The organism is Pseudoduganella sp. S-14 (assembly GCF_049913285.1).
Taxonomy (GTDB): domain Bacteria; phylum Pseudomonadota; class Gammaproteobacteria; order Burkholderiales; family Burkholderiaceae_D; genus Rugamonas.
The window spans coordinates 2,277,032-2,300,757 of sequence record NZ_CP183991.1 but is presented as its reverse complement, the minus strand read 5'-3'; the positions used below and the strand labels follow the sequence as shown (position 1 = coordinate 2,300,757).

19 protein-coding genes, 2 tRNA genes, 3 rRNA genes and 1 riboswitch are annotated in these 23,726 nt (G+C 58.4%); of the genes, 11 read left to right on the top strand and 13 right to left on the bottom strand.

Annotated features, from left to right (window positions below; all coding sequences use genetic code 11):
* Positions 1 to 12: 12 nt before the first annotated feature.
* Positions 13 to 1,236 carry an ABC transporter substrate-binding protein gene (locus tag ACN9MZ_RS10535; protein ID WP_426342089.1) on the bottom strand — a complete coding sequence of 408 codons (1,224 nt, stop codon included), beginning with the start codon at positions 1,234 to 1,236 and terminating at the stop codon, positions 13 to 15.
* 169 nt (positions 1,237 to 1,405) lie between these two features.
* A riboswitch (glycine riboswitch) is annotated at positions 1,406 to 1,500 on the top strand.
* A 155-nt stretch (positions 1,501 to 1,655) separates the two neighbouring features.
* Here ACN9MZ_RS10535 and ACN9MZ_RS10530 point away from each other — a divergent pair.
* Together ACN9MZ_RS10530 and ACN9MZ_RS10525 are read left to right on the top strand one after the other, a co-directional pair.
* A complete protein-coding gene (locus tag ACN9MZ_RS10530; RefSeq protein ID WP_426342088.1) occupies positions 1,656 to 2,300 on the top strand; it encodes a hypothetical protein in 645 nt (214 codons plus the stop codon).
* 12 nt (positions 2,301 to 2,312) lie between these two features.
* Positions 2,313 to 2,894 (top strand): C39 family peptidase, encoded by a 582-nt coding sequence (locus tag ACN9MZ_RS10525; protein ID WP_426170679.1) that lies wholly within the window; start codon positions 2,313 to 2,315, stop codon positions 2,892 to 2,894.
* 41 nt (positions 2,895 to 2,935) lie between these two features.
* Here the strand turns inward: ACN9MZ_RS10525 and ACN9MZ_RS10520 are convergent, their stop codons facing one another.
* The 4 genes from ACN9MZ_RS10520 to ACN9MZ_RS10505 form a co-directional block, all read right to left on the bottom strand.
* Entirely contained in the window at positions 2,936 to 4,018 is a 1,083-nt protein-coding gene (locus tag ACN9MZ_RS10520; protein ID WP_426342087.1) for an SEL1-like repeat protein, read from the bottom strand.
* A gap of 184 nt (positions 4,019 to 4,202) precedes the next feature.
* Positions 4,203 to 4,472, bottom strand: coding sequence for a sensor histidine kinase (locus tag ACN9MZ_RS10515; RefSeq protein ID WP_426342086.1), 270 nt, complete (start codon positions 4,470 to 4,472; stop codon positions 4,203 to 4,205).
* A gap of 21 nt (positions 4,473 to 4,493) precedes the next feature.
* Positions 4,494 to 4,940 (bottom strand): sensor histidine kinase, encoded by a 447-nt coding sequence (locus ACN9MZ_RS10510; protein WP_426342085.1) that lies wholly within the window; start codon positions 4,938 to 4,940, stop codon positions 4,494 to 4,496.
* A gap of 448 nt (positions 4,941 to 5,388) precedes the next feature.
* Positions 5,389 to 6,393, bottom strand: a complete 1,005-nt coding sequence (locus ACN9MZ_RS10505; RefSeq protein WP_426342084.1) for a formylglycine-generating enzyme family protein — start codon at positions 6,391 to 6,393, stop codon at positions 5,389 to 5,391.
* A 112-nt stretch (positions 6,394 to 6,505) separates the two neighbouring features.
* On the opposite strand from ACN9MZ_RS10505, the gene ACN9MZ_RS10500 reads away from it, so the two are divergent.
* A complete protein-coding gene (locus tag ACN9MZ_RS10500) occupies positions 6,506 to 7,279 on the top strand; it encodes a LytR/AlgR family response regulator transcription factor (RefSeq protein ID WP_426342083.1) in 774 nt (257 codons plus the stop codon).
* 66 nt (positions 7,280 to 7,345) lie between these two features.
* Here ACN9MZ_RS10500 and rrf read toward each other — a convergent pair.
* The 5 genes from rrf to ACN9MZ_RS10475 all read right to left on the bottom strand — a co-directional run bounded on the left by rrf (position 7,346) and on the right by ACN9MZ_RS10475 (position 12,341).
* Positions 7,346 to 7,458 (bottom strand): 5S ribosomal RNA (rrf, locus tag ACN9MZ_RS10495).
* Between the two features lie 85 nt (positions 7,459 to 7,543).
* Positions 7,544 to 10,416, bottom strand: a 23S ribosomal RNA gene (locus ACN9MZ_RS10490).
* A 169-nt stretch (positions 10,417 to 10,585) separates the two neighbouring features.
* Positions 10,586 to 10,661 (bottom strand) — tRNA-Ala (locus ACN9MZ_RS10485).
* 10 nt (positions 10,662 to 10,671) lie between these two features.
* Positions 10,672 to 10,748, bottom strand: a tRNA-Ile gene (locus ACN9MZ_RS10480).
* Between the two features lie 62 nt (positions 10,749 to 10,810).
* Positions 10,811 to 12,341, bottom strand: a 16S ribosomal RNA gene (locus ACN9MZ_RS10475).
* The 16S, 23S and 5S rRNA genes sit together here with 2 tRNA genes alongside, the layout of an rRNA operon.
* 446 nt (positions 12,342 to 12,787) lie before the next feature.
* Between ACN9MZ_RS10475 and ACN9MZ_RS10470 the strand changes: the two genes are divergently transcribed.
* From ACN9MZ_RS10470 to ACN9MZ_RS10460, 3 genes are all read left to right on the top strand, one after another.
* Positions 12,788 to 14,158: a sensor histidine kinase gene (locus tag ACN9MZ_RS10470; protein WP_426342082.1), complete on the top strand. Its 1,371-nt coding sequence runs from the start codon at positions 12,788 to 12,790 to the stop codon at positions 14,156 to 14,158.
* A 64-nt stretch (positions 14,159 to 14,222) separates the two neighbouring features.
* Entirely contained in the window at positions 14,223 to 14,990 is a 768-nt protein-coding gene (locus ACN9MZ_RS10465; RefSeq protein ID WP_426342081.1) for a LytR/AlgR family response regulator transcription factor, read from the top strand.
* A 71-nt stretch (positions 14,991 to 15,061) separates the two neighbouring features.
* Positions 15,062 to 15,733: a sensor histidine kinase gene (locus ACN9MZ_RS10460; protein ID WP_426342080.1), complete on the top strand. Its 672-nt coding sequence runs from the start codon at positions 15,062 to 15,064 to the stop codon at positions 15,731 to 15,733.
* 79 nt (positions 15,734 to 15,812) lie between these two features.
* Here ACN9MZ_RS10460 and ACN9MZ_RS10455 read toward each other — a convergent pair whose 3' ends face one another.
* The 3 genes from ACN9MZ_RS10455 to ACN9MZ_RS10445 all read right to left on the bottom strand — a co-directional run bounded on the left by ACN9MZ_RS10455 (position 15,813) and on the right by ACN9MZ_RS10445 (position 18,375).
* A complete protein-coding gene (locus tag ACN9MZ_RS10455; RefSeq protein ID WP_426342079.1) occupies positions 15,813 to 16,895 on the bottom strand; it encodes a porin in 1,083 nt (360 codons plus the stop codon).
* Positions 16,896 to 16,984: 89 nt separating this feature from the next.
* Complete coding sequence (locus ACN9MZ_RS10450; protein WP_426342078.1) at positions 16,985 to 17,437, bottom strand: hypothetical protein; 453 nt, start codon at positions 17,435 to 17,437, stop codon at positions 16,985 to 16,987.
* The gene (locus ACN9MZ_RS10445) at positions 17,434 to 18,375 is read right to left on the bottom strand and encodes a CysB family HTH-type transcriptional regulator (RefSeq protein ID WP_426342077.1); all 942 of its coding nucleotides are present in this window, start codon (positions 18,373 to 18,375) and stop codon (positions 17,434 to 17,436) included. Before ACN9MZ_RS10445 ends, ACN9MZ_RS10450 begins: the two co-directional genes overlap by 4 nt.
* Positions 18,376 to 18,523: 148 nt before the next feature.
* Between ACN9MZ_RS10445 and ACN9MZ_RS10440 the strand changes: the two genes are divergently transcribed.
* From ACN9MZ_RS10440 to ACN9MZ_RS10420, 5 genes are read left to right on the top strand one after another with little or no spacing between them, the layout of a single operon-like run.
* Positions 18,524 to 20,215 carry a nitrite/sulfite reductase gene (locus tag ACN9MZ_RS10440; protein ID WP_426342076.1) on the top strand — a complete coding sequence of 564 codons (1,692 nt, stop codon included), beginning with the start codon at positions 18,524 to 18,526 and terminating at the stop codon, positions 20,213 to 20,215.
* The gene (locus tag ACN9MZ_RS10435; protein WP_426342075.1) at positions 20,208 to 20,756 is read left to right on the top strand and encodes a DUF934 domain-containing protein; all 549 of its coding nucleotides are present in this window, start codon (positions 20,208 to 20,210) and stop codon (positions 20,754 to 20,756) included. Before ACN9MZ_RS10440 ends, ACN9MZ_RS10435 begins: the two co-directional genes overlap by 8 nt.
* 2 nt (positions 20,757 to 20,758) lie before the next feature.
* Complete coding sequence (locus ACN9MZ_RS10430; RefSeq protein WP_426342074.1) at positions 20,759 to 21,472, top strand: phosphoadenylyl-sulfate reductase; 714 nt, start codon at positions 20,759 to 20,761, stop codon at positions 21,470 to 21,472.
* Positions 21,473 to 22,396 (top strand): sulfate adenylyltransferase subunit CysD, encoded by a 924-nt coding sequence (gene cysD / locus ACN9MZ_RS10425; protein ID WP_426342073.1) that lies wholly within the window; start codon positions 21,473 to 21,475, stop codon positions 22,394 to 22,396. It begins immediately after the preceding gene.
* On the top strand, positions 22,396 to 23,703 hold the full coding sequence (locus tag ACN9MZ_RS10420; RefSeq protein ID WP_426342072.1) for a sulfate adenylyltransferase subunit 1: 1,308 nt from the start codon (positions 22,396 to 22,398) through the stop codon (positions 23,701 to 23,703). The genes cysD and ACN9MZ_RS10420 overlap by 1 nt, the downstream gene beginning before the upstream one ends.
* The last annotated feature ends 23 nt before the right edge of the window (positions 23,704 to 23,726 follow it).

The window sequence follows — 23,726 nt, the reverse complement described above, 5'->3', positions numbered from 1 at the left end:
TCGGCGCACCGCTTAGTTCCTCAGCGCCGCAGCAAGCGCCTTCTGCGCCTTATCAACCGTCATCGATGTGTTCCAGTACGCAGTCAGCGCATCCTGGACTGCACCGTTCTGGTCGGGAGTCAGGTAGATTTCCGGCGCTCCGACCTGTCGATTGCGGTCACGCATGATGGCGGCTCCCGCGCGGGCGCAGGCGTCGAGCTGGCTGGTATCGGCATCCACACGCGGAGGCACCGAACCTTTGAGCTTGTTGAAGCTCACCTGTGTCGCGGGCGCCAGCAGCACTTTGGTCATCAGCTTCTGCGCCTGCCGCACTTCCGCCTGCTCCGAACGAGGAAAGACGAAAGCATCGCCCTGGATCAGGTACGGCGAATTTGCGCCAAGGCCCGCGATGCAGCCGTAATCGACGCCGGGGGCCATTTTTGCATTACTGAATTCGCCCTTGGCCCAATCCCCCATGATCTGCATGCCCGCCTTGCCGCTAACCAGCATGGCGGTCGCGTCATTCCAGTTGCGGCCCGGTGACGCGGGATCGACATAGGATTGCAGGCGCTTGAAGGCCAGCAGCACTTTGCGTACCGGTTCGGAATTGATCGCACGCTGTTCGCGATCGCGCATTACTTGCAGGTAGAGCTGGCGCCCTCCCATGTTTGCCAGCAGCGATGCGAACAGAATGTGCTCCTGCCACGCCTGCCCGCCGTGCGCCAGCGGCACCAGGCCCGCGGCCTTCAGTTTATCCAGCGCGGCAAAAAGCTCGTCGACGGTTGCAGGCTCTTTTGCGATACCGGCCTTTTTGAAGGCGGCGCTGGAATACCATATCCAGGTCTGCATGTGGATGTTCATCGGCATCGCGTAGTAATGGCCATCGATGCGGATGGTGTTGACGATCGGCTCCGGCAGCGTGGATTCCCAGCGCTCCTGGCGCGCAACATCATCCAGTTGCACCAGCATGTCCTGGTCCACGATATCGAGGAACTGCTTGGAAATATTGAACTGCGCTGCAGCAGGCGCCTTGCCGCCAACCATGCGATTGAGGGTCACCGCGCGAGCTTGTTCGCCACCGGCAATCGCCGTATCGATCCATGTGCCGCCGGCGGCACGATAGGCACTTGCGAGCTGTTTGACGGCGGCCGATTCACCGCCCGACGTCCACCAATGGATCACTTCTGCGCTCGGCCCGGCAGCCTGCGCGGAGGTGGCGCCGAACGCCATTGCACAAGCAAATAACTGCTTAAACATCCCGTCTCCTCTGTGTGCCGCTAATTTTTGGAAACGTTACCAATTTCCCGGGCGAGTGTCAATAGAATAACAGGAAAGCCCTTCTTGGCGAAAACGCAACGTGTATCGGAAAACGATTGAAATCGCATAAACCCCTGGGATATCCTGATTTCGCTGCCGGAGCATTCCGGTCGCGCGATCGGGAGAGTTTGTCCCACCCATGGACAACGCCGAAGGAGCAAGCCGCCCCCGGAATCTCTCAGGCCAAAGGACCGGTCGCGTGTTTTCACAACTCTGAAGAGCCGCCGGCAAGGGTAAGCGCCGGCGCACCGAAGGAGCAAGCGGGCCGCCAACGCCCGTGAAACTCTCAGGTCCAGCACAGAGGGGGCAATCACCTCGCACCTCGAAAATATCTGATCAACCTTCAGAGGAGTAGTCACATGCCTATGCATCGACTCTGGCTGCGCATTGCTTGCGCAGCGATGATGGCCGCCCCGTTCCTGGCAAAAGCAGACAACGGCGCGGCATTGCAGGCCGCAAAACGCGGACTCGCACAATTCGCCGAGCACCAGCAGGCGATCCGTCCCGGTAGCGCACCGGTCGACTTCCCGCTTGATGTCACGGACGTGGGCGACTTGAAGCAAGCCACTGTCGGCCATGGCTTCGAGGTCTACACCGTGGACCCGAAGGACCTGCTGGCGCGCGGCGACCTGGCGTCGCTGGCCAAGCCCACCGGCGAATGGCGCTTCGTCATTTCCCTGCATGGAAAGCCGATCGGCCTGGCAACGGTCCAGCATGTGAACGGCCGCTATGAAACCGTCGCCTATGGCGCCTCGGTCCTGGCAAAAGACGTGGATGCTGCGATGGCGGTTCACGGCAATAGCGCGCGTTCCAACCTGCGCTTCATCCGCATCTACCAGGCCCGCGCCGACCTGCTGGAAGTGGACCACGCCAAGTTCGCGCCGCTGCACTCGGCTCGCGAATCGCTGCTGCTTCAGAAGAACGGCAACCAGCTGGTCGACGGCACGGAATTGCTGGAGCCATTGCGCGCCGCCGTCAAAGCCAACATCGAAGCATTCCGCTAAGGAGGACCGACTATGAAAATCGCAAAAATCGTGGCCGGTGCAGCGCTGGTGCTTGCCCTGCCTTCAGCCTTCGCGCAATGGCGTACCTTGAACGTCCCGCTGGTGACGCAGGAACACAGCCAGTGGTGCTGGGCAGGCTCCAGCAAAGCGGTCCTGAACTACTATAGCCGCACGCCCAGCCAATGCCAGATCGTGAACTGGGCCTACGGCATCAACTACGCCTGCGGCAACAGCACCTTCAACTGGAACAGCTACGCCAACCGGCCGAACAATATGTACGGTACGTCCGGCAGCGTGCAGAACATCCTGTACAACTGGGGCGTGCCAAATACGGCGATCAACAACTACCTGTCGTGGAATTCGGTGGTAAATGAGATCAATGGCAACCGCCCCTTCGTGATCCGCTACGGCTGGACCAATGGCGGGGGCCATATCATGGTGGGACGCGGTTACGAAACGTACAACGGAACCAACTACATCTACATCATGAACCCGTGGCCAGGCGAAGGACAGACTTACCGCACCTTTGCATCGGCAGTCAGCGCCTATGATCACAATTGGACGCACACGCAACGCATGAACGTCAGCCCTTAAACAAAAAAGCCCGCCAGCAAACGCCCGGCGGGCTTTTCATGTTAGTTGCTGCCGCCCAGTTGTTCCAGCTTGGCAGCCCACTTCTTCGACTCGTCGACGTTACGGGCGGTGCCAACGCCATTCTCGAGCAGGTAGACCAGCTTGCGGATAGCAGTAATTTCTCCCTGCTCCGCTGCCTGGCGATAGTAGGTTGCGGCCTGGGCGTAGTCCTTCTTCACGCCTTGCCCCATCCAGTACATGCCAGCCAGCCTGACTTGCGCTTGCGCGCTTCCCAGCTTTGCCGCCTGCTGGTAGACCACAGCGGCCTGCGCCAGGTCGACCGGGCCGCCCTTGCCCAGGTCGAGCATGACGGCGAGGTTGGTGGCGGCATCCTTGTTGTCCTGTGCTGCAGCTTTGCTGAACCATGCGCGGGCCTGTGCCAGGTCCTGCGCAACGCCGTCGCCGTTGGAATACAGCAGCCCCGCATAGAACTGCGCCATCGCATGTCCCTGCGCGGCAGCTTTCAGGTACCACTCCAGCGCCTGGGCAGGGTCCTTCGGCACCGTGTTCCCGGTGTGATAGGCCACCGCCAGGTCGTACTGGGCGATAGCATCTCCAGTCACGGCACGCTTGCGGATTGGCGCAAGAGGACCGGCCGCCTGGCGCTCCATTGCTGCGATCAGGTCCAGCGCCTCCCGTGCACTCTTGCTGCCTGCGGCAGCTGCCTTCTGGTACCACTGCTTTGCCTGCGCCTGGTCGGCTGGAACTCCGCGGCCTTCGAAATACATGCCTGCCACCTGCTCGATCGCGGCAACATCATTCTGTTCGATCGCCTTGCGCAGCAAGGCCAGTGCACCGGCGCCGTCCTGTTTGATGCCGCGGCCAGCGGCCATCAGGCCAGCCAGTTGGCGCATCGCCGGTACGCTGCCCTGGTCTACAGCGCGCGAGTACCACTTCACAGCCTCGACATCGTTCTGTTCGGTACCCTGTCCGCGCTCGTACATCATGCCCAGGTTGAACTGAACGTTCGGGTCATTGCTGCGTGTGGCTTGCTCAAAGAACCCTCGGAAAGCGCGCGCGTAATTGCCTTTTGCGTACTCTTCATTAGGGTTGCGGGATAAGGCCTGCGCATGTGCAAAATGCACGGGGAAGTGCAGACAAGCCAGGAGTGCTACGTACCGGAACTTCAACGCCATATTATGTTTCTGCTAGGTGGAAAATGAAAATTATATGAATTTTCCATTAAGCAACATAATATAAATGAAAACTTTGATGCTTTTCCACAACAACTGGAAACGGGTTGGAAAAGCAAAGCCTGCTGGCACATGCCTAGCGGGCTTTTCCAATAGCAGCACTATCTTGTTTAAACGCTTGGCTGCCAGAGTAAGGCAAGGTAAGCGATGACCGTGTTCCCTCTTCCAGCGCGGCCAACTCCAGCGAGGCTTGTGCGCCGTAACGGGTGTGCAAACGCGCCCGGATATTCGCCAGGGCGAGGCCGTTGCCCAGTCGCACCGGACGCCGCGCATGATGTAATCCAAGCCCATCGTCGTCGATTCGTATGTTCAGTAGCCCGTCCTTGACGTCGGCAAACAGGCGCACCGTGCCCCCCTCCAGCTTCGGCTACAGCCCGTGGTGCACAGCGTTCTCAACCAACGGCTGCTGCAGCAGCGGCGGCAGCACCGCCTTGCGCGCTTGTTCGCTCACTTCGATCGAAAAACGCAAGCGGTCTCCCATCCGGATCTGCATCAATTGCAGATAGTTGTGTGCGGTCTCCAGCTCGACGTCCAGCGTGCTGTCGCTCGCCCGCATCTGGCCGAGGCTGGCGCGCAGATAATCGGTAAACGATTCAAGCATCAGCTGCGCGCGCGGGGCATCGTTGGCAATCAGGCTTTGTACATTGGCCAGGGTATTGAACAGGAAGTGCGGCTCGATCTGCGCCTGCAGCATGCGCAATTGCGATTCGGCCGCCTGCTGCGCCAACGCATTCTCCTTCGCCCGCAGCAGCCACCAGATCCAGTTCGCCGCCACAATGAATAGCGCAAAAATCAAGAACTTGAGCTGGACCATGGGGACAGCAGACAACTTCTTCCAAAGGTTGAGATTGTACGGATACCCCAAATAGCATATAGCCCAGGCGCACGCCCACGGCCATGCCTGCGATCAACAGTACGCTGACGACCGCCGTCGTGCGCCAGTCTGGCCGGGCCGACAGCGCCTCGATCTTCGCGCCAGGCAGCAACAGTTCTAAGCCGCGCAGCATGAACATCATTGCGGATGCCGCGCATAGTCCGAGCAGAAGATTGTTGCTTAACGCCGAAGCCAGCCAGCCCTGGTCATCGCTTCCCATCAAGAAGACCGACAGCCCCATCAATGCCATTGCAACGCCGAGCGCCAATACGCTCCCCGCCAACAATCGCGCCCACCACGGATCGCTGCGCTCCTTCTTCAGGACCAGGAAGGTGCGCAGCGAATATTTCAGCGTTTGTATGATCGTCATGGGCGACAGTGTAACGGCTCAGTCTCCAGACGGCTTGATTCCCGCCAGGGCACTGCGCCGTTCGCGCTCGATGCGCTGTGCCTGCGCCAGCTCCACTTCAAAGGCGCTCGGCTTATCGCTGGAAGCCTGTATCGCCCCCATATCTTCGGCAATGCGGAAGCCTTCCAGGCCACCGATGAAGTCAGGCGTAGTGAAACCGCGCATCGAGGCGTGGAAACCGCGCCAGTGCCAGGTGCCGCCGCGCAGTCCGCGCGCCTTGCAGTCGCCGCTTATCCAGGCGCTGCCATCCTTCGGCGCACCGTTATAGTCATCGTGTTCACAATCTTGCAGAAATTCGGCGACATTTCCAAGAGTATCGTACAGCCCGAAGGCATTCGGTTCGTACATGCCGACAATACTGGCGTACTCGGCTTTGTCCTCGCACGGCATGACGCCGACGTGGTTCATCGACTCCAGCCCGAAGTCGCGCCGGATCGCCGCCTCGGCGGAGCGGTCGCCTAGGTTTCCATAGCGGCAAGCCTGGGCTTCGTCGTTGCCGAAGAAGTAGCGCTGGGTGCTACCGGCGCGATGCGCGTATTCCCATTCAGCCTCGGTCGGCAAGCGATATTTCTTGCCGGTTTCCTTTGCCAGCCATTTGACATAGGCGTCGGCGCCATTCCAGCCGATGCAGGTGGCCGGTTCGAACTTGCTCATCGACTGCAGCGTGGTGGCCACAGGGTATTCTCCCGGAATGCTGAGAAACCAGTTCTTCGACGCCATTTCTGTGCACATGCGCGGCGTGCGGTAGTCGGTGGCTTCGACAAAACGCTGGAATTCAGCGGCAGTGACTTCATACTTCCCCAACCTGAACGACTTGATGGCCACCGCATGCACCGGCTGCGAGTTGGACTTGCGATCGCTTCCCATCATGAACTCGCCGGCCTTGATGGTGACCATCGGCGGTTCGATCGGCATGACCTTGTCGGTTGCGAAAGCGGGCACTAGCGTAAGCAAGGCGGACATCAGGACGATATTTTTTGGCATTGCATTCCTTCTTCGTTGGTTGAGATGAAAGAAGGATTCCAGAACCCGCACGCGACGCCACGCGCCATGCGACGAATCGACAATCGAGCCGACGAATGGCTACAATGCCGCCATGACATCTAAACTAGCTACGCAATCGCCATGGCGCGCCTTGATCGCCGACGACGAGCCGCACCTGGCGCAGTACTTGCGCAGCCAGTTGGCATTGTTATGGCCCGAGCTCGAGATCGTGCATATCGCGCGCAATGGCGTTGAAGCCGCCGACCGCATAGCTGCGCTCGCGCCCGACCTGGCATTCCTGGATATACAGATGCCGGGCTTGAATGGGCTCGAGGTGGCTCAGGGAATCGAAGGAGCAACGCGCGTGGTGTTCGTGACCGCTTATGATGAATACGCGGTCGAGGCGTTTGATCAAGCGGCACTGGACTATGTGCTCAAGCCGGTCAAGAACGAAAGGCTGGCACGTACGCTGGAACGGATCAAGACGGCTTGCGCCCCGGTGCAATCCTACGCGCGCCTGGCCGACGCACTGGCACGCCTGATGGCGCCGCCCCAGCAACCGCGCCTGCGCTACATCCGCGCGGCGCGCGGCGACCTGACATCGCAGGTGGCGGTCGAGGACATCATTTTCTTCCATGCCGACGACAAGTACACGGTGATTACCACCGCCGCCGGCGAGCACCTGATCCGCACCACCATCACCGACCTTGCATCACAGCTCGATCCGGACCAGTTCTGGCAGGTCCACCGCTCCACCCTGATTAACCTGGCTTTCGTGGAAGGCACCCGGCGCGACGAGGCCAGCCGCCTGTTCGTACGCATGAAAGGGCAAGCGAAGGAACTGCCGGTCAGCCGTGCGTTCGTACACTTGTTCAAGGCGATGTAGCTGGTTTTCCTGCTCGGAAAAGCAAAAAGCCCGCTGGCACATGCCTAGCGGGCTTTTCTAATAAGAGCCTGACGATAACCTACTTTCACACTGGTTGCAGCACTATCATCGGCGCAAAGTCGTTTCACGGTCCTGTTCGGGATGGGAAGGGGTGGGACCGACTTGCTATGGTCATCAGGCATGACTTGTCAACAATCTGGGAAGAAGTAAAAGTGGGGTAGTGTTCTCAAACACGGGTAAGTGCTACATAACCGTCAAGGTTATAGGGACAAGCCGTACGGGCAATTAGTATCAGTTAGCTTAATGCATTACTGCACTTCCACACCTGACCTATCAACGTCCTGGTCTCGAACGACCCTTCAAGGAGCTCAAGGCTCCGGGAAATCTCATCTTAAGGCAAGTTTCCCGCTTAGATGCTTTCAGCGGTTATCTCTTCCGAACTTAGCTACCCGGCAATGCCACTGGCGTGACAACCGGTACACCAGAGGTTCGTCCACTCCGGTCCTCTCGTACTAGGAGCAGCCCCCTTCAAATTTCCAACGCCCACGGCAGATAGGGACCAAACTGTCTCACGACGTTTTAAACCCAGCTCACGTACCACTTTAAATGGCGAACAGCCATACCCTTGGGACCGGCTACAGCCCCAGGATGTGATGAGCCGACATCGAGGTGCCAAACTCCCCCGTCGATATGAACTCTTGGGAGGAATCAGCCTGTTATCCCCAGAGTACCTTTTATCCGTTGAGCGATGGCCCTTCCATACAGAACCACCGGATCACTATGTCCTACTTTCGTACCTGCTCGACTTGTCGGTCTCGCAGTTAAGCACGCTTATGCCATTGCACTATTAGCACGATGTCCGACCGTACCTAGCGTACCTTCGAACTCCTCCGTTACCGTTTGGGAGGAGACCGCCCCAGTCAAACTGCCTACCATGCACTGTCCCCGATCCGGATTACGGACCAAGGTTAGAACCTCAAACAAACCAGGGTGGTATTTCAAGGATGGCTCCATAGGAACTGGCGTCCCTACTTCAAAGCCTCCCACCTATCCTACACAGATTGGTTCAAAGTCCAATGCAAAGCTACAGTAAAGGTTCATGGGGTCTTTCCGTCTAGCCGCGGGTAGATTGCATCATCACAAACACTTCAACTTCGCTGAGTCTCGGGAGGAGACAGTGTGGCCATCGTTACGCCATTCGTGCAGGTCGGAACTTACCCGACAAGGAATTTCGCTACCTTAGGACCGTTATAGTTACGGCCGCCGTTTACTGGGACTTCAATCAAGAGCTTGCACCCCATCATTTAATCTTCCAGCACCGGGCAGGCGTCACACCCTATACGTCCACTTTCGTGTTTGCAGAGTGCTGTGTTTTTATTAAACAGTCGCAGCCACCAGTTTATTGCAACCTTTTCGCCCTTCCACAGTAAAGTGGTCAAGCTACCGAGGCGTACCTTATCCCGAAGTTACGGTACCAATTTGCCGAGTTCCTTCTCCCGAGTTCTCTCAAGCGCCTTAGAATACTCATCTCGCCCACCTGTGTCGGTTTGCGGTACGGTCTCGTATGACTGAAGCTTAGAGGCTTTTCTTGGAACCACTTCCGATTGCTTCGCGAGATAAACCCGCTCGTCCCAGTCCCTTGAATTACGCGCCCGGATTTGCCTAAGCGCCTTCTATGAACCAGCAACTGCCTATTCCAACAGGCAGACAACCTTCCGCGATCCGTCCCCCCATCGCATCATACGACGGTGCAGGAATATTAACCTGCTTCCCATCAGCTACGCATCTCTGCCTCGCCTTAGGGGCCGACTCACCCTGCTCCGATGAACGTTGAACAGGAAACCTTGGGCTTACGGCGTGCGGGCTTTTCACCCGCATTATCGCTACTCATGTCAGCATTCGCACTTCTGATACCTCCAGCATCCTTCACAAGACACCTTCGCAGGCTTACAGAACGCTCTCCTACCATATCCTTGCGGATATCCGCAGCTTCGGTGACTGGCTTAGCCCCGTTACATCTTCCGCGCAGGACGACTCGATCAGTGAGCTATTACGCTTTCTTTAAATGATGGCTGCTTCTAAGCCAACATCCTGACTGTTTTAGCCTTCCCACTTCGTTTTCCACTTAGCCAATCTTTGGGACCTTAGCTGGCGGTCTGGGTTGTTTCCCTCTTGACACCGGACGTTAGCACCCGATGTCTGTCTCCCAAGCTCGCACTCAACGGTATTCGGAGTTTGCAATGGTTTGGTAAGTCGCGATGACCCCCTAGCCATAACAGTGCTCTACCCCCGTCGGTGATACTTGAGGCACTACCTAAATAGTTTTCGGAGAGAACCAGCTATTTCCAAGTTTGTTTAGCCTTTCACCCCTATCCACAGCTCATCCCCTAATTTTTCAACATTAGTGGGTTCGGTCCTCCAGTGCGTGTTACCGCACCTTCAACCTGGCCATGGATAGATCACTTGGTTTCGGGTCTACACCCAGCGACTGGCGCCCTGTTCGGACTCGATTTCTCTACGGCTCCCCTATTCGGTTAACCTCGCCACTGAATGTAAGTCGCTGACCCATTATACAAAAGGTACGCCGTCACCCCTTACGAGGCTCCGACTGTTTGTATGCACACGGTTTCAGGATCTATTTCACTCCCCTCCCGGGGTTCTTTTCGCCTTTCCCTCACGGTACTGGTTCACTATCGGTCGATTACGAGTATTTAGCCTTGGAGGATGGTCCCCCCATGTTCAGACAGGATTTCTCGTGTCCCGCCCTACTTGTCGTATGCTTAGTACCACCGCTCTGATTTCGCGTACGGGGCTATCACCCGCTATGGCTCCTGTTTCCAAAGGATTCCACTATCAGAACGACTATCACATACAGGCTCTTCCCATTTCGCTCGCCACTACTTTGGGAATCTCGGTTGATTTCTTTTCCTGCAGCTACTTAGATGTTTCAGTTCGCCGCGTTCGCTTCACACACCTATGTATTCAGTGAGTGATGACCTATAAGGCCGGGTTTCCCCATTCGGAAATCTTCGGATCAATGCTTGTTTGTCAGCTCCCCGAAGCTTATCGCAGACTTCTACGTCCTTCATCGCCTGTAATCGCCAAGGCATCCACCATGTGCACTTATTCACTTGTCCCTATAACCTTGACGGCTATAAGTTCAAGCACTTACTACTGTGTTTGATGAGTTTTACTACTACCCTAAGTGATATCTTTCGATATCGCTTAATAAAACTTTTACTTCTTCCAGATTGTTAAAGAACGGTACTACTTTTATGTCTGCGTCTGCGCACACATAAAAGCATTTGGTGGAGGATGACGGGATCGAACCGACGACCCCCTGCTTGCAAAGCAGGTGCTCTCCCAGCTGAGCTAATCCCCCTGGGTGGTACTGGTAGGGCTGGTTGGGCTCGAACCAACGACCCCCGCGTTATCAACACGGTGCTCTAACCAGCTGAGCTACAGCCCCATTTGTTCTTCGTATTACAACAGCCGATAAGTGTGGACGTTTGAGTCTGATGCCGACTCTAGAAAGGAGGTGATCCAGCCGCACCTTCCGATACGGCTACCTTGTTACGACTTCACCCCAGTCACGAATCCCACCGTGGTAGGCGCCCTCCTTGCGGTTAAGCTACCCACTTCTGGTGAAACCCGCTCCCATGGTGTGACGGGCGGTGTGTACAAGACCCGGGAACGTATTCACCGCGACATGCTGATCCGCGATTACTAGCGATTCCAACTTCATGTAGTCGAGTTGCAGACTACAATCCGGACTACGATACACTTTCTGGGATTAGCTCCCCCTCGCGGGTTGGCGGCCCTCTGTATGTACCATTGTATGACGTGTGAAGCCCTACCCATAAGGGCCATGAGGACTTGACGTCATCCCCACCTTCCTCCGGTTTGTCACCGGCAGTCTCATTAGAGTGCTCTTGCGTAGCAACTAATGACAAGGGTTGCGCTCGTTGCGGGACTTAACCCAACATCTCACGACACGAGCTGACGACAGCCATGCAGCACCTGTGTGCAGGTTCTCTTTCGAGCACTCCCGGATCTCTCCAGGATTCCTGCCATGTCAAGGGTAGGTAAGGTTTTTCGCGTTGCATCGAATTAATCCACATCATCCACCGCTTGTGCGGGTCCCCGTCAATTCCTTTGAGTTTTAATCTTGCGACCGTACTCCCCAGGCGGTCTACTTCACGCGTTAGCTGCGTTACTAAGTCAATTAAGACCCAACAACTAGTAGACATCGTTTAGGGCGTGGACTACCAGGGTATCTAATCCTGTTTGCTCCCCACGCTTTCGTGCATGAGCGTCAGTTTTGACCCAGGGGGCTGCCTTCGCCATCGGTGTTCCTCCACATCTCTACGCATTTCACTGCTACACGTGGAATTCTACCCCCCTCTGCCAAACTCTAGCCTCGCAGTCTCCATCGCCATTCCCAGGTTAAGCCCGGGGATTTCACGACAGACTTACGAAACCGCCTGCGCACGCTTTACGCCCAGTAATTCCGATTAACGCTTGCACCCTACGTATTACCGCGGCTGCTGGCACGTAGTTAGCCGGTGCTTATTCTTCAGGTACCGTCAGCAGATCTGGATATTAGCCAGACCCTTTTCTTCCCTGACAAAAGAGCTTTACAACCCGAAGGCCTTCTTCACTCACGCGGCATTGCTGGATCAGGGTTGCCCCCATTGTCCAAAATTCCCCACTGCTGCCTCCCGTAGGAGTCTGGACCGTGTCTCAGTTCCAGTGTGGCTGGTCGTCCTCTCAGACCAGCTACTGATCGTTGCCTTGGTGAGCCTTTACCTCACCAACTAGCTAATCAGATATCGGCCGCTCCAGGAGCACAAGGTCTTGCGATCCCCTGCTTTCATCCTTAGATCGTATGCGGTATTAGCGTAACTTTCGCTACGTTATCCCCCACTCTTGGGTACGTTCCGATATATTACTCACCCGTTCGCCACTCGCCGCCAGGCCGAAGCCCGCGCTGCCGTTCGACTTGCATGTGTAAAGCATGCCGCCAGCGTTCAATCTGAGCCAGGATCAAACTCTTCAGTTCAATCTCTGTTTTTCGGTATTGCTACCGAGGTCACTCACTCAAAATACTGACGAAATCTCATTAAGAGATTTACGTTTAATTTTGTGCGAGCGTTATAACGTATATTTTGAGCATCAGGCCCGAAGGCCTGGGCATATCGTCAAACGCCCACACTTATCGACTGTTGATTTTTAAAGATCGCTGCTTTTATTTAACGAAGCGTTGTGTTCGTTGCAGCAGAGAAGCGAGATTATGCAATGTTTCGTATAACTCGTCAACCCCATCTTTTTCTCGTTTCGCTTCGCTGAGTTGTCAGCGCTGCGTTGCGAGGGACAGAACTATAGCAAACGATCCGGCTGTCCGCAAGGGCCTTCTTCTATTCCCGTATTTCTGCATTCTGTCGCACATCGGTAGCGGCTTTGCGCAAGCTTATCTACACTTGCCCCATATTCAATAGAAAGTCGCGCATGTTTCCAACTCCAAAAGCCCAAGACACAGCAAAAACCATCCTGGCCTGGCTCCACCGCGGCTTTGATGCGACGACCGGCTGGGTTACGCACTTGTCTTGGTGGAAGTTCTTCCTGTTTGCGGCGCTGTCGATGATCGCAGCATCGATCTTGCAGGATGAGCTGTTCTCGCCTTCCCGCGACGAAGAGATGGTGATTCGCTCCCATAAGCGCACAAAATCAGGCAACGCGGACCCAAACATCACGATTGACGACAGTGGCATCCACTTCAATCCGCGCGCAGGGAAGATCAAGAAGCCAGCCAGCACTGAAGCCAGCAGCGATGATGCGGCCAATGAGCACGAATCGGCGGATGCGGCGGAAGCGGCCGCTGCCGAAGCAGCTGCACCGGCGATGCCGGCCGAGCCGGCAGATGCCGCAATCCCAGTGCCCCCTGCCCCGCCAGCGCCGAAGGCCGACCGGGCAAAGCCTCCTGCGGCGCCGGCGGCGCCGGTGGCGCCAATGCCTGGCGAAGAAGTGCATATCGAACTGCCGCCGCAGATCGGCGAAGAACTGTCAAACGCACTGGAGCAGGCTGTCGATAGCGCGGCCGAAGAAAAAGTCTCGCGCTACCACAAGCAGGCATCGACCTGGTTCACCAGCTTCATCACCCTGCTGTTGCTAGCACTTTTTGCGATGAAAGCGCTGGTTGGCGGCAAGAAGAAAGCAGAAGCCGAGGCGCAAGTAGCAAACGCCGCGGCCGAGCGCGAATCCATGCAACGCCAACTGAGCGAAGCCAAAATGCAAATGATGCAGGCCCAGGTCGAACCGCATTTCCTGTTCAATACCCTGGCTTCGGTGGAGCATCTGATCGAAACCGACCCGCCGCGCGCCTCAGCCATGCAGCGCAGCCTGATCAAATACCTGCGCGCGGTACTGCCGCAAATGCGTGAAAACAAGCTGACCAGCACGCTCGGCAGCGAGTCCGATATGGTGGCGGCCTACCTGGCCCTGCTGAAGATGCGCATGGAAGAGCGCCTCACCATCGACTTCGATGTGCCCGAAGGACTGCGCACCGCCGCCTTCCCGCCAATGATGCTGCAGTCGATGGTCGAAAACGCGATCAAGCACGGACTGGAAGGCAAGCCGGAGGGCGGCTACCTGAGAGTCCGCGCCGAAGTGGCGCACAGCAAACTGCGCGTGACGGTGAGCGACGATGGCCTGGGCTTTGGCGCCAAGCCAAGCACCGGCACCGGCCTGGGCCTGACCAATATCCGCGAACGCCTTAAGCTGCTGCACGGCGACCAGGCTTCGCTGAAAATCGAGCCCAACCAGCCGAGCGGCGTAATCGCAATTATCGAGGTGCCATACCAGTTGGCGCGTTCGGAATAAGCGATTGCCTTACGCTGCGATCCGTTGAATAATTGATACTTCTTATTTCCACATATTGAGCACTATGCCCACAGCAATTATTGCCGACGATGAGCGATTGATGCGCGACCAACTGCGCATGCGGCTGGAACAAGTCTGGCCGGAACTGGAGATCCTCGGCGAAGCCAAGAACGGCGACGAAGCAGTTGAACTGGTCGACGAACTGAAACCTGATTTCACCTTCCTCGATATCCGCATGCCGGGCAAGAGCGGCATGGAAGCAGCCGCCGAAATCGGCAACAAGAGCAACGTGGTTTTCGTCACTGCCTATGATGCCTACGCCGTGGAAGCCTTCGAGCGCGGCGCAGTCGACTACGTTTTGAAACCACCTGAGCCGGAGCGGCTGAAGATCACGGTCGAGCGCCTGAAAGGTCGCCTCTCTTCGCCAGCAGCCAGCGCCGCTCAAGGCGCCGACATGGCTGCGATCCTGAACCAGCTTGCCGAGAAAATCGCGGCGCCAAAGCCGAAGTACCTGCAATGGATCCAGGCCAGCATCGGTTCCGACCTGCGCATGATCCCGGTCGAGGAAATCCTGTTCTTCCGTTCGGACGAAAAATACACCTGCGTGCAGACCGATAAATTCGAGGCACTGATCCGCAAGCCGGTGCGCGACCTGGCCGAAGAGCTGGACCCTTCCCTGTTCTGGCAAATCCACCGCGCAACCCTGGTCAATGTGAACGCGATCGAAGGCGTAACGCGCGACATTCGCGGCCGCCACCTGGTTATGATCAAAGGCCGCCCCGACAAACTCGAAGTCAGCCGCTCCTTCCTCCATCTGTTCAAGCAGATGTGATCCAGATCAAGCCGTCCAGCCGCTTGCTGTAATACGGTGTCCTGGTGGTTGCAGCCACCAGGAGGCCAACTTTGAAGAATCCCCGCACCCGCGTCCAGGGACGTCGCTCCACCGATTCCGCGCTGGCGGAAATCCGGGAGGATGAACGCGTCCACATTTCGCGCGAACTACACGACGACCTGGGGCAATTGCTGGCAACCCTGCGCGTCGAACTCACGCTCCTGAAGCAGCAGCCTCAGGGCTCCCCCGATGCCGAGGCGCGCCTGGCCAGCATGGACAACCTGCTCGTGACGGCCATTGGCTCGCTGCGCCGCATTGCAGGCAACTTGCGCCCCCGCGCGCTAGATGAAGGCGGTTTGTACTTTGCACTGGAATCGCTGCGGCGCGAGTTCGAAAAACGTCACGGCATTAGCTGCCTGCTCGATGCGCGGCCAGAGACCCTGGTGCTTGACGAGCGCTATAGCACCGCCATCTATCGGCTGGTGCAGGAGTCTTTAACCAATATCGCCCGCCATGCGGAAGCCGCCACGGCAGAAGTGCGCGTCCGGCGCGACAGCCGGGAACTGCTCATCGATATTTCGGATGATGGGCGCGGCATTGCTGTCGGCGACATGGCCAAGGCAGACGCGCTTGGCCTGCTTGGCATGCGCGAACGTGTCGCCGCACTGCGCGGCACCATGAACGTCGACGGCGGCAGCGGTACGCGCATCGCGATCCGCATTCCCCTCCCCGCAGGCGCGTAAAAAAAGGGCGGGTCCGAAGACCCGCCAAAGATCATGAATCACCTCGAGAGAGAGAGGTACTGCTTGCTACAAAAACTGCTTAGAAGGCGTGACGCAGGCCCAGGTTGAATGCCTTGTCGCCAGTGCCGGCTTCGGTGTTGTTGCCAACGGTGTAGCCGGCGCCGTTCTTGTTCTTGATCTTGGCGATCGCGGTGTAGGCAGTGGTGCGCTTGGACAGGGCGTACAGGTAGCCGATGCCAAACTGGTTGGCGTCCTGGTTGTTTTGCTTGTCGTCTTTGTGGATGTAAGAAGCAACCAGGGTGCCGCCGCCCATTGGCACGCCTACGCCCAGCAGCCATTCAGCGCTGTCCGCGGAGGACTTAGGTGCAACTTTCAGGCCGTAGGCGTTAGCCACTGGCAGTGGTGCCGAGCCGGCGCCTTTGTCCTTTTCGTAGCCGAAGTAGACCTTGGCAACGCCGAAGTCGTAGTTGGCTGCCAGCAGCGTGTTCTTGGCTTTGTCTTTACGCACGGCTGGAGTGGCGCCCACTGCAGCGGTGTCGTTGTTCTTGTTGTTGTGCACCAGGCGAACATTCAGTTCCTTGCTGGTGTAGTTCACGCCGAAGCCGAACTGGCGGCCGGCGGTATTGTCGCCAGCTTGCTCGCCCATGCCGTACAAGGCATCAACGCTGAAGCCGGAGAACATTGGGGAGTTATAGACGATGGCGTTCGACAGGCGGGTATTGACGCCGCCGGTAGGGAACAGGTTCTTGGCGCTGCCAGCGTAGCCGGCGCCGAATGGGTCGGCAACTTGCGACAGGGCGTTGTACAGCATGGTGTACTGGCGGCCCAGGGTGATCTGGCCAGCTTCAGCGCTCTTCAGGCCAACGAAGGCCTGGCGCTGTGCGAACACGCCTGCGGTGTCCTGGTCGCCGGTGTCGATCTTGACGCCGGATTCAATCGTGAAGATAGCGGAAGTGCCGCCACCCAGGTCCTCAACACCTTTGAAGCCCAGGCGGGAAGCCGAACCCACACCACTGGTCACCTTGTTGACGCTGCCGTTTACGCCGCCACGCTCTGCGACGAAGCCTGCGTCAGCGATACCGTAGATGGTCACATTGGACTGGGCTTGAGCTTGTGCTGCGAAACCGCTGATGATCAGTGCTGCCAGAGTAAGTTTTTTCACTTGTTGTCCTACGTTGTTGAAGTTGAGGGAAATGTTTCAAACGCAGCTATATTGCCCCTCAATTACTTCAACAATGTGACAGGAAAAAATTACTTCAGGCGTGATGTAACAACCCAGTAATATTCAGACCGCAACACTTTGATTTCACGCGCAGCGATGCCCAAACGCTTGCGCAGCCAGCTGTCGGACGGGTAGTTCTTCATCACTTCGACGCGATTTCCGTCGTCATCTTTCTGGAACTCGTAGGTATTTCCGTGCTGGTCGGTGCGCGCAACCGGGAAGCTCTCGCCGTCGACATAGTCTTCACCCATCAAAACAAGCAAGACATCCTTGCCGACCTTCTCGCGCAATTGTTTCAGGAATTTGTCCTGGTTCTCGCGCGGCACCTGGGCCCACAGGAATTCGGCGTAGACAGCCGTGTACTGGCCCGGCTGAACGTCCAGCATGGACAGGTCGGCGCTTTCCAGCTGCAGGACCTCGTGGCCATCCAGCAGTTCTTCGATGTGCTCGCGCACTTCGTACAATTCTTCTTCGTTAATCACAGTTCGTAGTTCTCATGTTCGCCCTTCATCGCCTGTTCGATCAGCTTGCGGTTCAACGTCGGCGCCAGCAGCTCGATGAAGGTATATATATAGGATCGCAGGTAGGCGCCCTGCTTGACAGCCACGCGCGACACATTCATGCCGAACAGGTGGCCGGCGGGAATGGCCCGCAGATTGCGGTCGCGCTCAGGGTCGAAGGCCATGCCGGCGATGATCCCGACCCCCATGCCCAGTTCCACATAGGTCTTGATCACGTCCGCATCGATCGCCTCCAGCAGCACGTCCGGCTTCAGGCCGCGCTTTTCGAACGCCTGGTCGATGCGCGACCGGCCGGCAAAGGCGGCATCATACGTGATGATGTGATGCTCGGCCACCTCTTCCAGCGTCACGGACTTGATCCTTAATAGCGGATGATCCGGCGGCACCACCACCACATGCTCCCACTGGTAGCAAGGCAGCGTAATCAGGCCGTCGACAGCGGCAATGGATTCGGTGGCGATGGCCAGGTCGGCCTGGTCGCGCTGCACCATCTCCGCGATCTGCTTCGGATTTCCTTGCAATAAAGACAAGCGCACCTTGGGGTACTTCTGCATGAAGGCCTGCACTACCTTGGGCAGGGTGTAACGGGCCTGGGTGTGCGTGGTGGCGATGGTGAAGCTGCCCGAGTCCTGGGCTGCATACTCCTTGCCGATCCGTTTCAGGCTGTCGATCTCCTGCATGATCAGTTCGACCGACGACAGGACCAGGCGCCCAGGCTCGGTCAGGCCGCGGATGCGTTTGCCATGCCTTGTGAAAATATCAACACCCAACTCCTCTTCCAGCTCGATGATCGCCTTGGAAACGCCCGGCTGGGAGGTAAACAAGGCCTTGGCGGCGTCGGTCAGGTTGTAGTTCTGGCGCACGGCTTCCCGCACGAATCGCAGTTGGTGAAGGTTCATTCTCGCTCTCGTTGGACTCCCCAGCGCATATTTTACGCTGATGCTTATGCCTAAACAGCATATAAGCAAATAAAGACTATGTTGTTTGGAATAAGCCCCCAGTTTATTACCATTGATTCCACTTTGGGCATGCCTTACTGGGAAAGCTATGTATCAATACGATCAATACGACCACCTCATCATCCGCGAACGCATCGAGCAGTATCGCGATCAGGTGCAACGACGCCTGAACGATGAGTTGACCGAGGCCGAATTCCTGCCGCTTCGCTTGCAGAACGGCCTGTACATGCAGCGCCATGCTTATATGCTGCGTATCGCCGTCCCTTACGGCCTGCTGTCGTCCAAGCAGATGCGCATGTTCGCGCACATCGCCCGCAAATATGACCGTGGCTACGGCCACTTCACCACCCGCCAGAACATCCAGTTCAACTGGATCAAGCTGGAAGAAACGCCGGAAATCCTGAGCGACCTGGCTTCGGTGGAGATGCACGCCATCCAGACTTCGGGCAACTGCATCCGCAACGTGACTTCGGACGAATTCGCCGGCGTAGCAGCCGACGAGATCATCGACCCGCGTCCATACGCCGAAGTACTGCGCCAATGGTCCACCTTCCACCCGGAATTCATCGCCCTGCCCCGCAAGTTCAAGGTGGCGATCAATGGCGCCGTGGAAGACCGTGCCGCCATCGCCGTGCACGATATCGGCCTGACCGTGGTGCATAACGAAGCCGGTGAGATCGGCTTCAAGGTGATGGTCGGCGGCGGCATGGGCCGTACCCCGATCCTGGGCAGCGTGATCCGCGAGTTCCTGCCGCGCGAGCACCTCCTGACCTATATCGAAGCGATCATGCGCGTGTATAACCTGCACGGCCGCCGCGACAACAAGTACAAGGCCCGCATCAAGATCCTGCTGAAAGCCCTGGGCGTGGAAGAATTCACCCGCCAGGTGGAAGTCGAGTGGGAAGACCTGAAAGGCACCGAGCAGACCCTGACGCTGGAAGAAATGGAGCGCATCATCGCCTACTTCCAGCCGCATGCCTACAAGTCGCTGCCAGCCATCGACCCGGCTGCATCCCACGCCGACAACAAAGCCTTCGGCAACTGGCTGAAGCGCAATGTGAAAGCGCACAAGGTGCCGGGCTACGCCGCCGTGGTGCTGTCGCTGAAGAAGACCGGGGTGCCGCCGGGTGATGCGACCGCGGAACAGATGGATTACATGGCTGACCTGGCCGACCGCTACAGCTTCGGTGAGCTGCGCGTGACCCACGAGCAAAACATCGTCCTGGCCGACGTCGAACAATCCCAGTTGTTCGACCTGTGGCAGGAAATTAAGACGCACGGCCTGGCAACGCCGAATATCGGCCTGCTGACCGACATTATCTGCTGCCCAGGCGGCGATTTCTGTTCGCTGGCGAACGCCAAGTCGATCCCGATTGCGCAGGCGATTGCCGAACGCTTCGACCGCATCGACTTCCTGCACGATATCGGCGACTTCGAGCTGAACATCTCTGGCTGCATCAACGCCTGCGGCCACCACCACGTCGGCAATATTGGCGTGCTGGGCGTCGACAAGGACGGCAGCGAATGGTATCAAGTGTCGATCGGCGGCGCGCAAGGCAACAACTCCGCCATCGGCAAGATCATTGGCCCGTCGTTCTCCGCGCAGCAGATGCCGGAGGTGATCGACCGCCTGCTGCAAGTGTATGTACGCGAGCGTACCCCGGAAGAGCGCTTCGTGGACACCGCGCAGCGCCTGGGCATCGCCCCATTCAAGGAATATGTATACGCCACGCCGATTGAAACGCATGGCCGCCTGGTAGGAGAAGACGAATATGCCTAAGCAAATCATCAAGGGCCGCGCAATCGTGGCCGACGACTGGAACCTGCTGCGCGCCGAGGAAGGCGCCGAAGCCGCCACCGTGGCTGCGCTGGCTGTGCCGGCAGGCCGCGTGATCCTGCCGCTGGCAACCTGGCTGGCGCAGCGCGATGCGCTGTCCGCCCGCGCCGCCGCCGGCGAGATCGCCGTGTGGCTGGCGCCCGACGAAGATCCGGTCGCCCTGCGCGAAGACCTGCCGCGCCTGGCCCTGGTGGCAGTCGACTTCCCGAAATTCACGGATGGCCGCGGCTATTCCCACGCCTGGAACCTGCGTTCCCGCCTGGGCTGGACCGGCGAACTGCGCGCCATCGGCGACGTGCTGCGCGACCAGCTGTTCTCGATGCAGCGCGTGGGCTTCGACGCCTACGACACCCGTCCGGACCGCAGCATCGAAGACGCGCTGAAAGGCCTGACCGTATTCAGCGAGACTTACCAGGCATCGGTCGACCAGCGCGTGCCGCTGTTCCGGCGCCACGCACGTCCAACGCCTGCCGCCGGAGCCTGAACATGAGCGAGCTCGCCACCCGCGTGCGGGATACGCTAGCCACGCTCGAACGCGTTGCAGAAGAGTTCTCGCCTGCCGTTTTCGCCTCCAGCCTGGCCGCCGAGGACATGGTCCTGACGGACCTGATCCTGAAGGCCGGCCTGCCGATCGGCATCTTCTCGCTGGAAACCGGCCGCCTGCACAAGGAAACCCTGGGCATGGTCGAACGCGTGCAGGAGCGCTACGGCTACGAAATCGCGCTGTACCGTCCCGTGCAGGCCGACGTCGACGCCTATGTGGAAAAGAAGGGCCTGAATGCCTTCTACGACAGCGTTGAACTGCGCAAGGAATGCTGCCAGATCCGCAAGGTCGAACCGCTGGGCCGTGCCCTGAGCGGCAAGAAGTCCTGGGTCACCGGCCAGCGTCGCGCCCAATCTGCAACCCGCTCCGACCTGTCGGTGCAGGAGTATGATGGTTCGCACAGCATGGAAAAATTCAATCCCCTGGCCGACTGGTCGGAACAGGAAGTGTGGGACTACATCCGCGCCAACGACGTACCCTACAACCCTCTACACGACCAGGGTTACCCGTCGATCGGCTGCGAACCCTGCACCCGCGCCATCGAGCCAGGCGAAGATGTACGCGCCGGCCGCTGGTGGTGGGAAAACCCGGACTCGAAGGAATGCGGCTTGCACCTGGTAGACGGCAAACTGATTCGAATTAAGAAAGTAGGCTAAATGAACGCACTGGTAGAACAACACGTCAATTCGCGCCATCTCGATGCGCTGGAGTCGGAAGCCATCCACATCCTGCGCGAGGTCGCCGCCGAGTGCTCGAACCCTGCCTTGCTGTTCAGCGGCGGCAAGGATTCCGTGGTCCTGCTGCGCCTTGCGGAAAAGGCTTTCCGCCCAGGGAAATTCCCGTTCCCGCTGGTGCACATCGACACCGGCCATAACTTCCCGGAAGTGATCGAATTCCGCGACCGCCGCGTGGCTGAACTGGGCGAGCGCCTGATCGTCGGCTCGGTCGAGGACTCGATCAGGAAGGGCACCGTGCGCCTGCGCAATCCAGCCACCGATTCGCGCAATGCGGCGCAAGCGGTAACGCTGCTGGAAACCATCGCCGAACACGGCTTCGACGCCTGCATCGGCGGCGCCCGCCGCGACGAAGAAAAGGCCCGCGCCAAGGAGCGCATCTTCTCCTTCCGCGACGAATTCGGCCAATGGGACCCGAAAGCCCAGCGCCCGGAACTGTGGGACCTGTATAACACCCGCGTCCACCCGGGCGAAAACATGCGCGTGTTCCCGATCTCGAACTGGACCGAGCTGGATGTGTGGCAGTACATCGCACGCGAAAAACTGGCGTTGCCATCGATCTATTTCGCGCACGAGCGCCAAGTGATTCCGCGCAACGGCCTGCTGGTGCCGCTGACCGACCTGACCCCGGCCCGTGAAGGCGAGACCATCGAAACCCAGGTGGTGCGCTTTCGCACCGTGGGCGATATCTCCTGCACCTGCCCCGTGTCTTCGGACGCTGCCGACGTGGACGCGATCATCGCCGAAACCGCAGTGACCCAGGTCACCGAGCGCGGCGCCACCCGGATGGATGACCAGACCTCCGAAGCCTCCATGGAAAAACGCAAGAAGCAAGGATATTTCTGATGAACGCACTGAACGACAACCTGAACGAACGTAACCTGCTGCGCTTCATCACCGCCGGCTCCGTCGACGACGGCAAGAGCACCCTGATCGGGCGCCTGCTGTTCGACAGCAAGGGCATCTTCGCCGACCAGCTGGCAGCCGTGTCGCGCGCCAAGCATAAGCGCACCGTGGGCGACACCATCGACCTGTCCCTGCTGACCGACGGCCTGGAAGCCGAGCGCGAACAGGGCATCACCATCGACGTTGCCTACCGCTACTTCGCTACCCCGAAACGCAAGTTCATCATCGCCGACACCCCGGGCCACGAGCAGTACACCCGCAATATGGTGACCGGCGCCTCCACTGCCGACGCCGTGATCATCCTGGTCGACGTGTCGAAAGTGAAGCTGCGCGAAGACGGCGGCGTGGACCTGCTGATCCAGACCAAGCGCCACTCCACCATCGCCCACCTGCTGCAGATCGAACACGTGGTGGTGGCCGTGAACAAGATGGACCTGGTGAACTACGACCAGGACGTATACGAGCGCATTGTCAAGGCTTATCGCGAGTTCGCTGCAACGCTGGGCATCAAGGATGTGAAGACCATTCCGCTGTCGGCACTGGCCGGCGACAACGTGGTCGACGCCAGCGAGCGCATGCCGTGGTACCAGGGCCCTACCCTGATCGAACTGCTGGAAGACCTGTCGATGTACGATGAGTCGCACAACTCCGCATTCCGCTTCCCGGTGCAACTGGTGGCGCGCCACAACGGCCATGAAGCCAACGACTTCCGCGGCTACATGGGCCGTATCGAAGCGGGCAACGTGGCAGTCGGCGACAAGCTGGTGGTGCAGCCGTCCGGCCAAAGCGCCACGGTCAAGGAAATCGTCACCTTCGACGGCTCCCTGCAAAGCGCCAGCGCTGGCCAATCGGTCACCATCGTGCTGGAAGAATACGTCGACGTATCGCGCGGCGACCTGCTGGCCTCCAGCACCCAGCCGGCTACTCTGCTCAAACAGGTGAGCGCCGATGTATGCTGGCTGTCCGAAGAGCCGCTGGACCTGCGCCGCAAGTACTGGATCAAGCACGGCACCAAGCAGACCGCCGCCAAAGTGACGAAGATCGATTCGATCCTTGACATCAACACCCAGCAGCGGCACGATGCGGATGCGTTGAAGCTGAACGATGTCGCGCGCATTGCGCTGACCGTGCAGCAACCGCTGGCGGCCGATGCCTATTCGGATATCCGCGCCACGGGCGCCTTCATCCTGATCGATGAAGTCACGCACCAGACAGTCGCCGCAGGCATGATCCGCCTCGGCGAGTAAGCTTCGCCAAGAAAGGAAACCTG

Excerpts from the sequence above, each read along its gene's own strand:
- ACN9MZ_RS10535 (WP_426342089.1), bottom strand. The coding sequence starts at position 1,236 with ATGTTTAAGCAGTTATTTGCTTGTGCAATGGCGTTCGGCGCCACCTCC.
- ACN9MZ_RS10530 (WP_426342088.1), top strand. The coding sequence starts at position 1,656 with ATGCCTATGCATCGACTCTGGCTGCGCATTGCTTGCGCAGCGATGATG.
- ACN9MZ_RS10525 (WP_426170679.1), top strand. The coding sequence starts at position 2,313 with ATGAAAATCGCAAAAATCGTGGCCGGTGCAGCGCTGGTGCTTGCCCTG.
- ACN9MZ_RS10510 (WP_426342085.1), bottom strand. The coding sequence starts at position 4,940 with ATGGTCCAGCTCAAGTTCTTGATTTTTGCGCTATTCATTGTGGCGGCG.
- ACN9MZ_RS10505 (WP_426342084.1), bottom strand. The coding sequence starts at position 6,393 with ATGCCAAAAAATATCGTCCTGATGTCCGCCTTGCTTACGCTAGTGCCC.
- ACN9MZ_RS10500 (WP_426342083.1), top strand. The coding sequence starts at position 6,506 with ATGACATCTAAACTAGCTACGCAATCGCCATGGCGCGCCTTGATCGCC.
- ACN9MZ_RS10470 (WP_426342082.1), top strand. The coding sequence starts at position 12,788 with ATGTTTCCAACTCCAAAAGCCCAAGACACAGCAAAAACCATCCTGGCC.
- ACN9MZ_RS10465 (WP_426342081.1), top strand. The coding sequence starts at position 14,223 with ATGCCCACAGCAATTATTGCCGACGATGAGCGATTGATGCGCGACCAA.
- ACN9MZ_RS10445 (WP_426342077.1), bottom strand. The coding sequence starts at position 18,375 with ATGAACCTTCACCAACTGCGATTCGTGCGGGAAGCCGTGCGCCAGAAC.
- ACN9MZ_RS10440 (WP_426342076.1), top strand. The coding sequence starts at position 18,524 with ATGTATCAATACGATCAATACGACCACCTCATCATCCGCGAACGCATC.
- ACN9MZ_RS10435 (WP_426342075.1), top strand. The coding sequence starts at position 20,208 with ATGCCTAAGCAAATCATCAAGGGCCGCGCAATCGTGGCCGACGACTGG.
- ACN9MZ_RS10430 (WP_426342074.1), top strand. The coding sequence starts at position 20,759 with ATGAGCGAGCTCGCCACCCGCGTGCGGGATACGCTAGCCACGCTCGAA.
- cysD (WP_426342073.1), top strand. The coding sequence starts at position 21,473 with ATGAACGCACTGGTAGAACAACACGTCAATTCGCGCCATCTCGATGCG.
- ACN9MZ_RS10420 (WP_426342072.1), top strand. The coding sequence starts at position 22,396 with ATGAACGCACTGAACGACAACCTGAACGAACGTAACCTGCTGCGCTTC.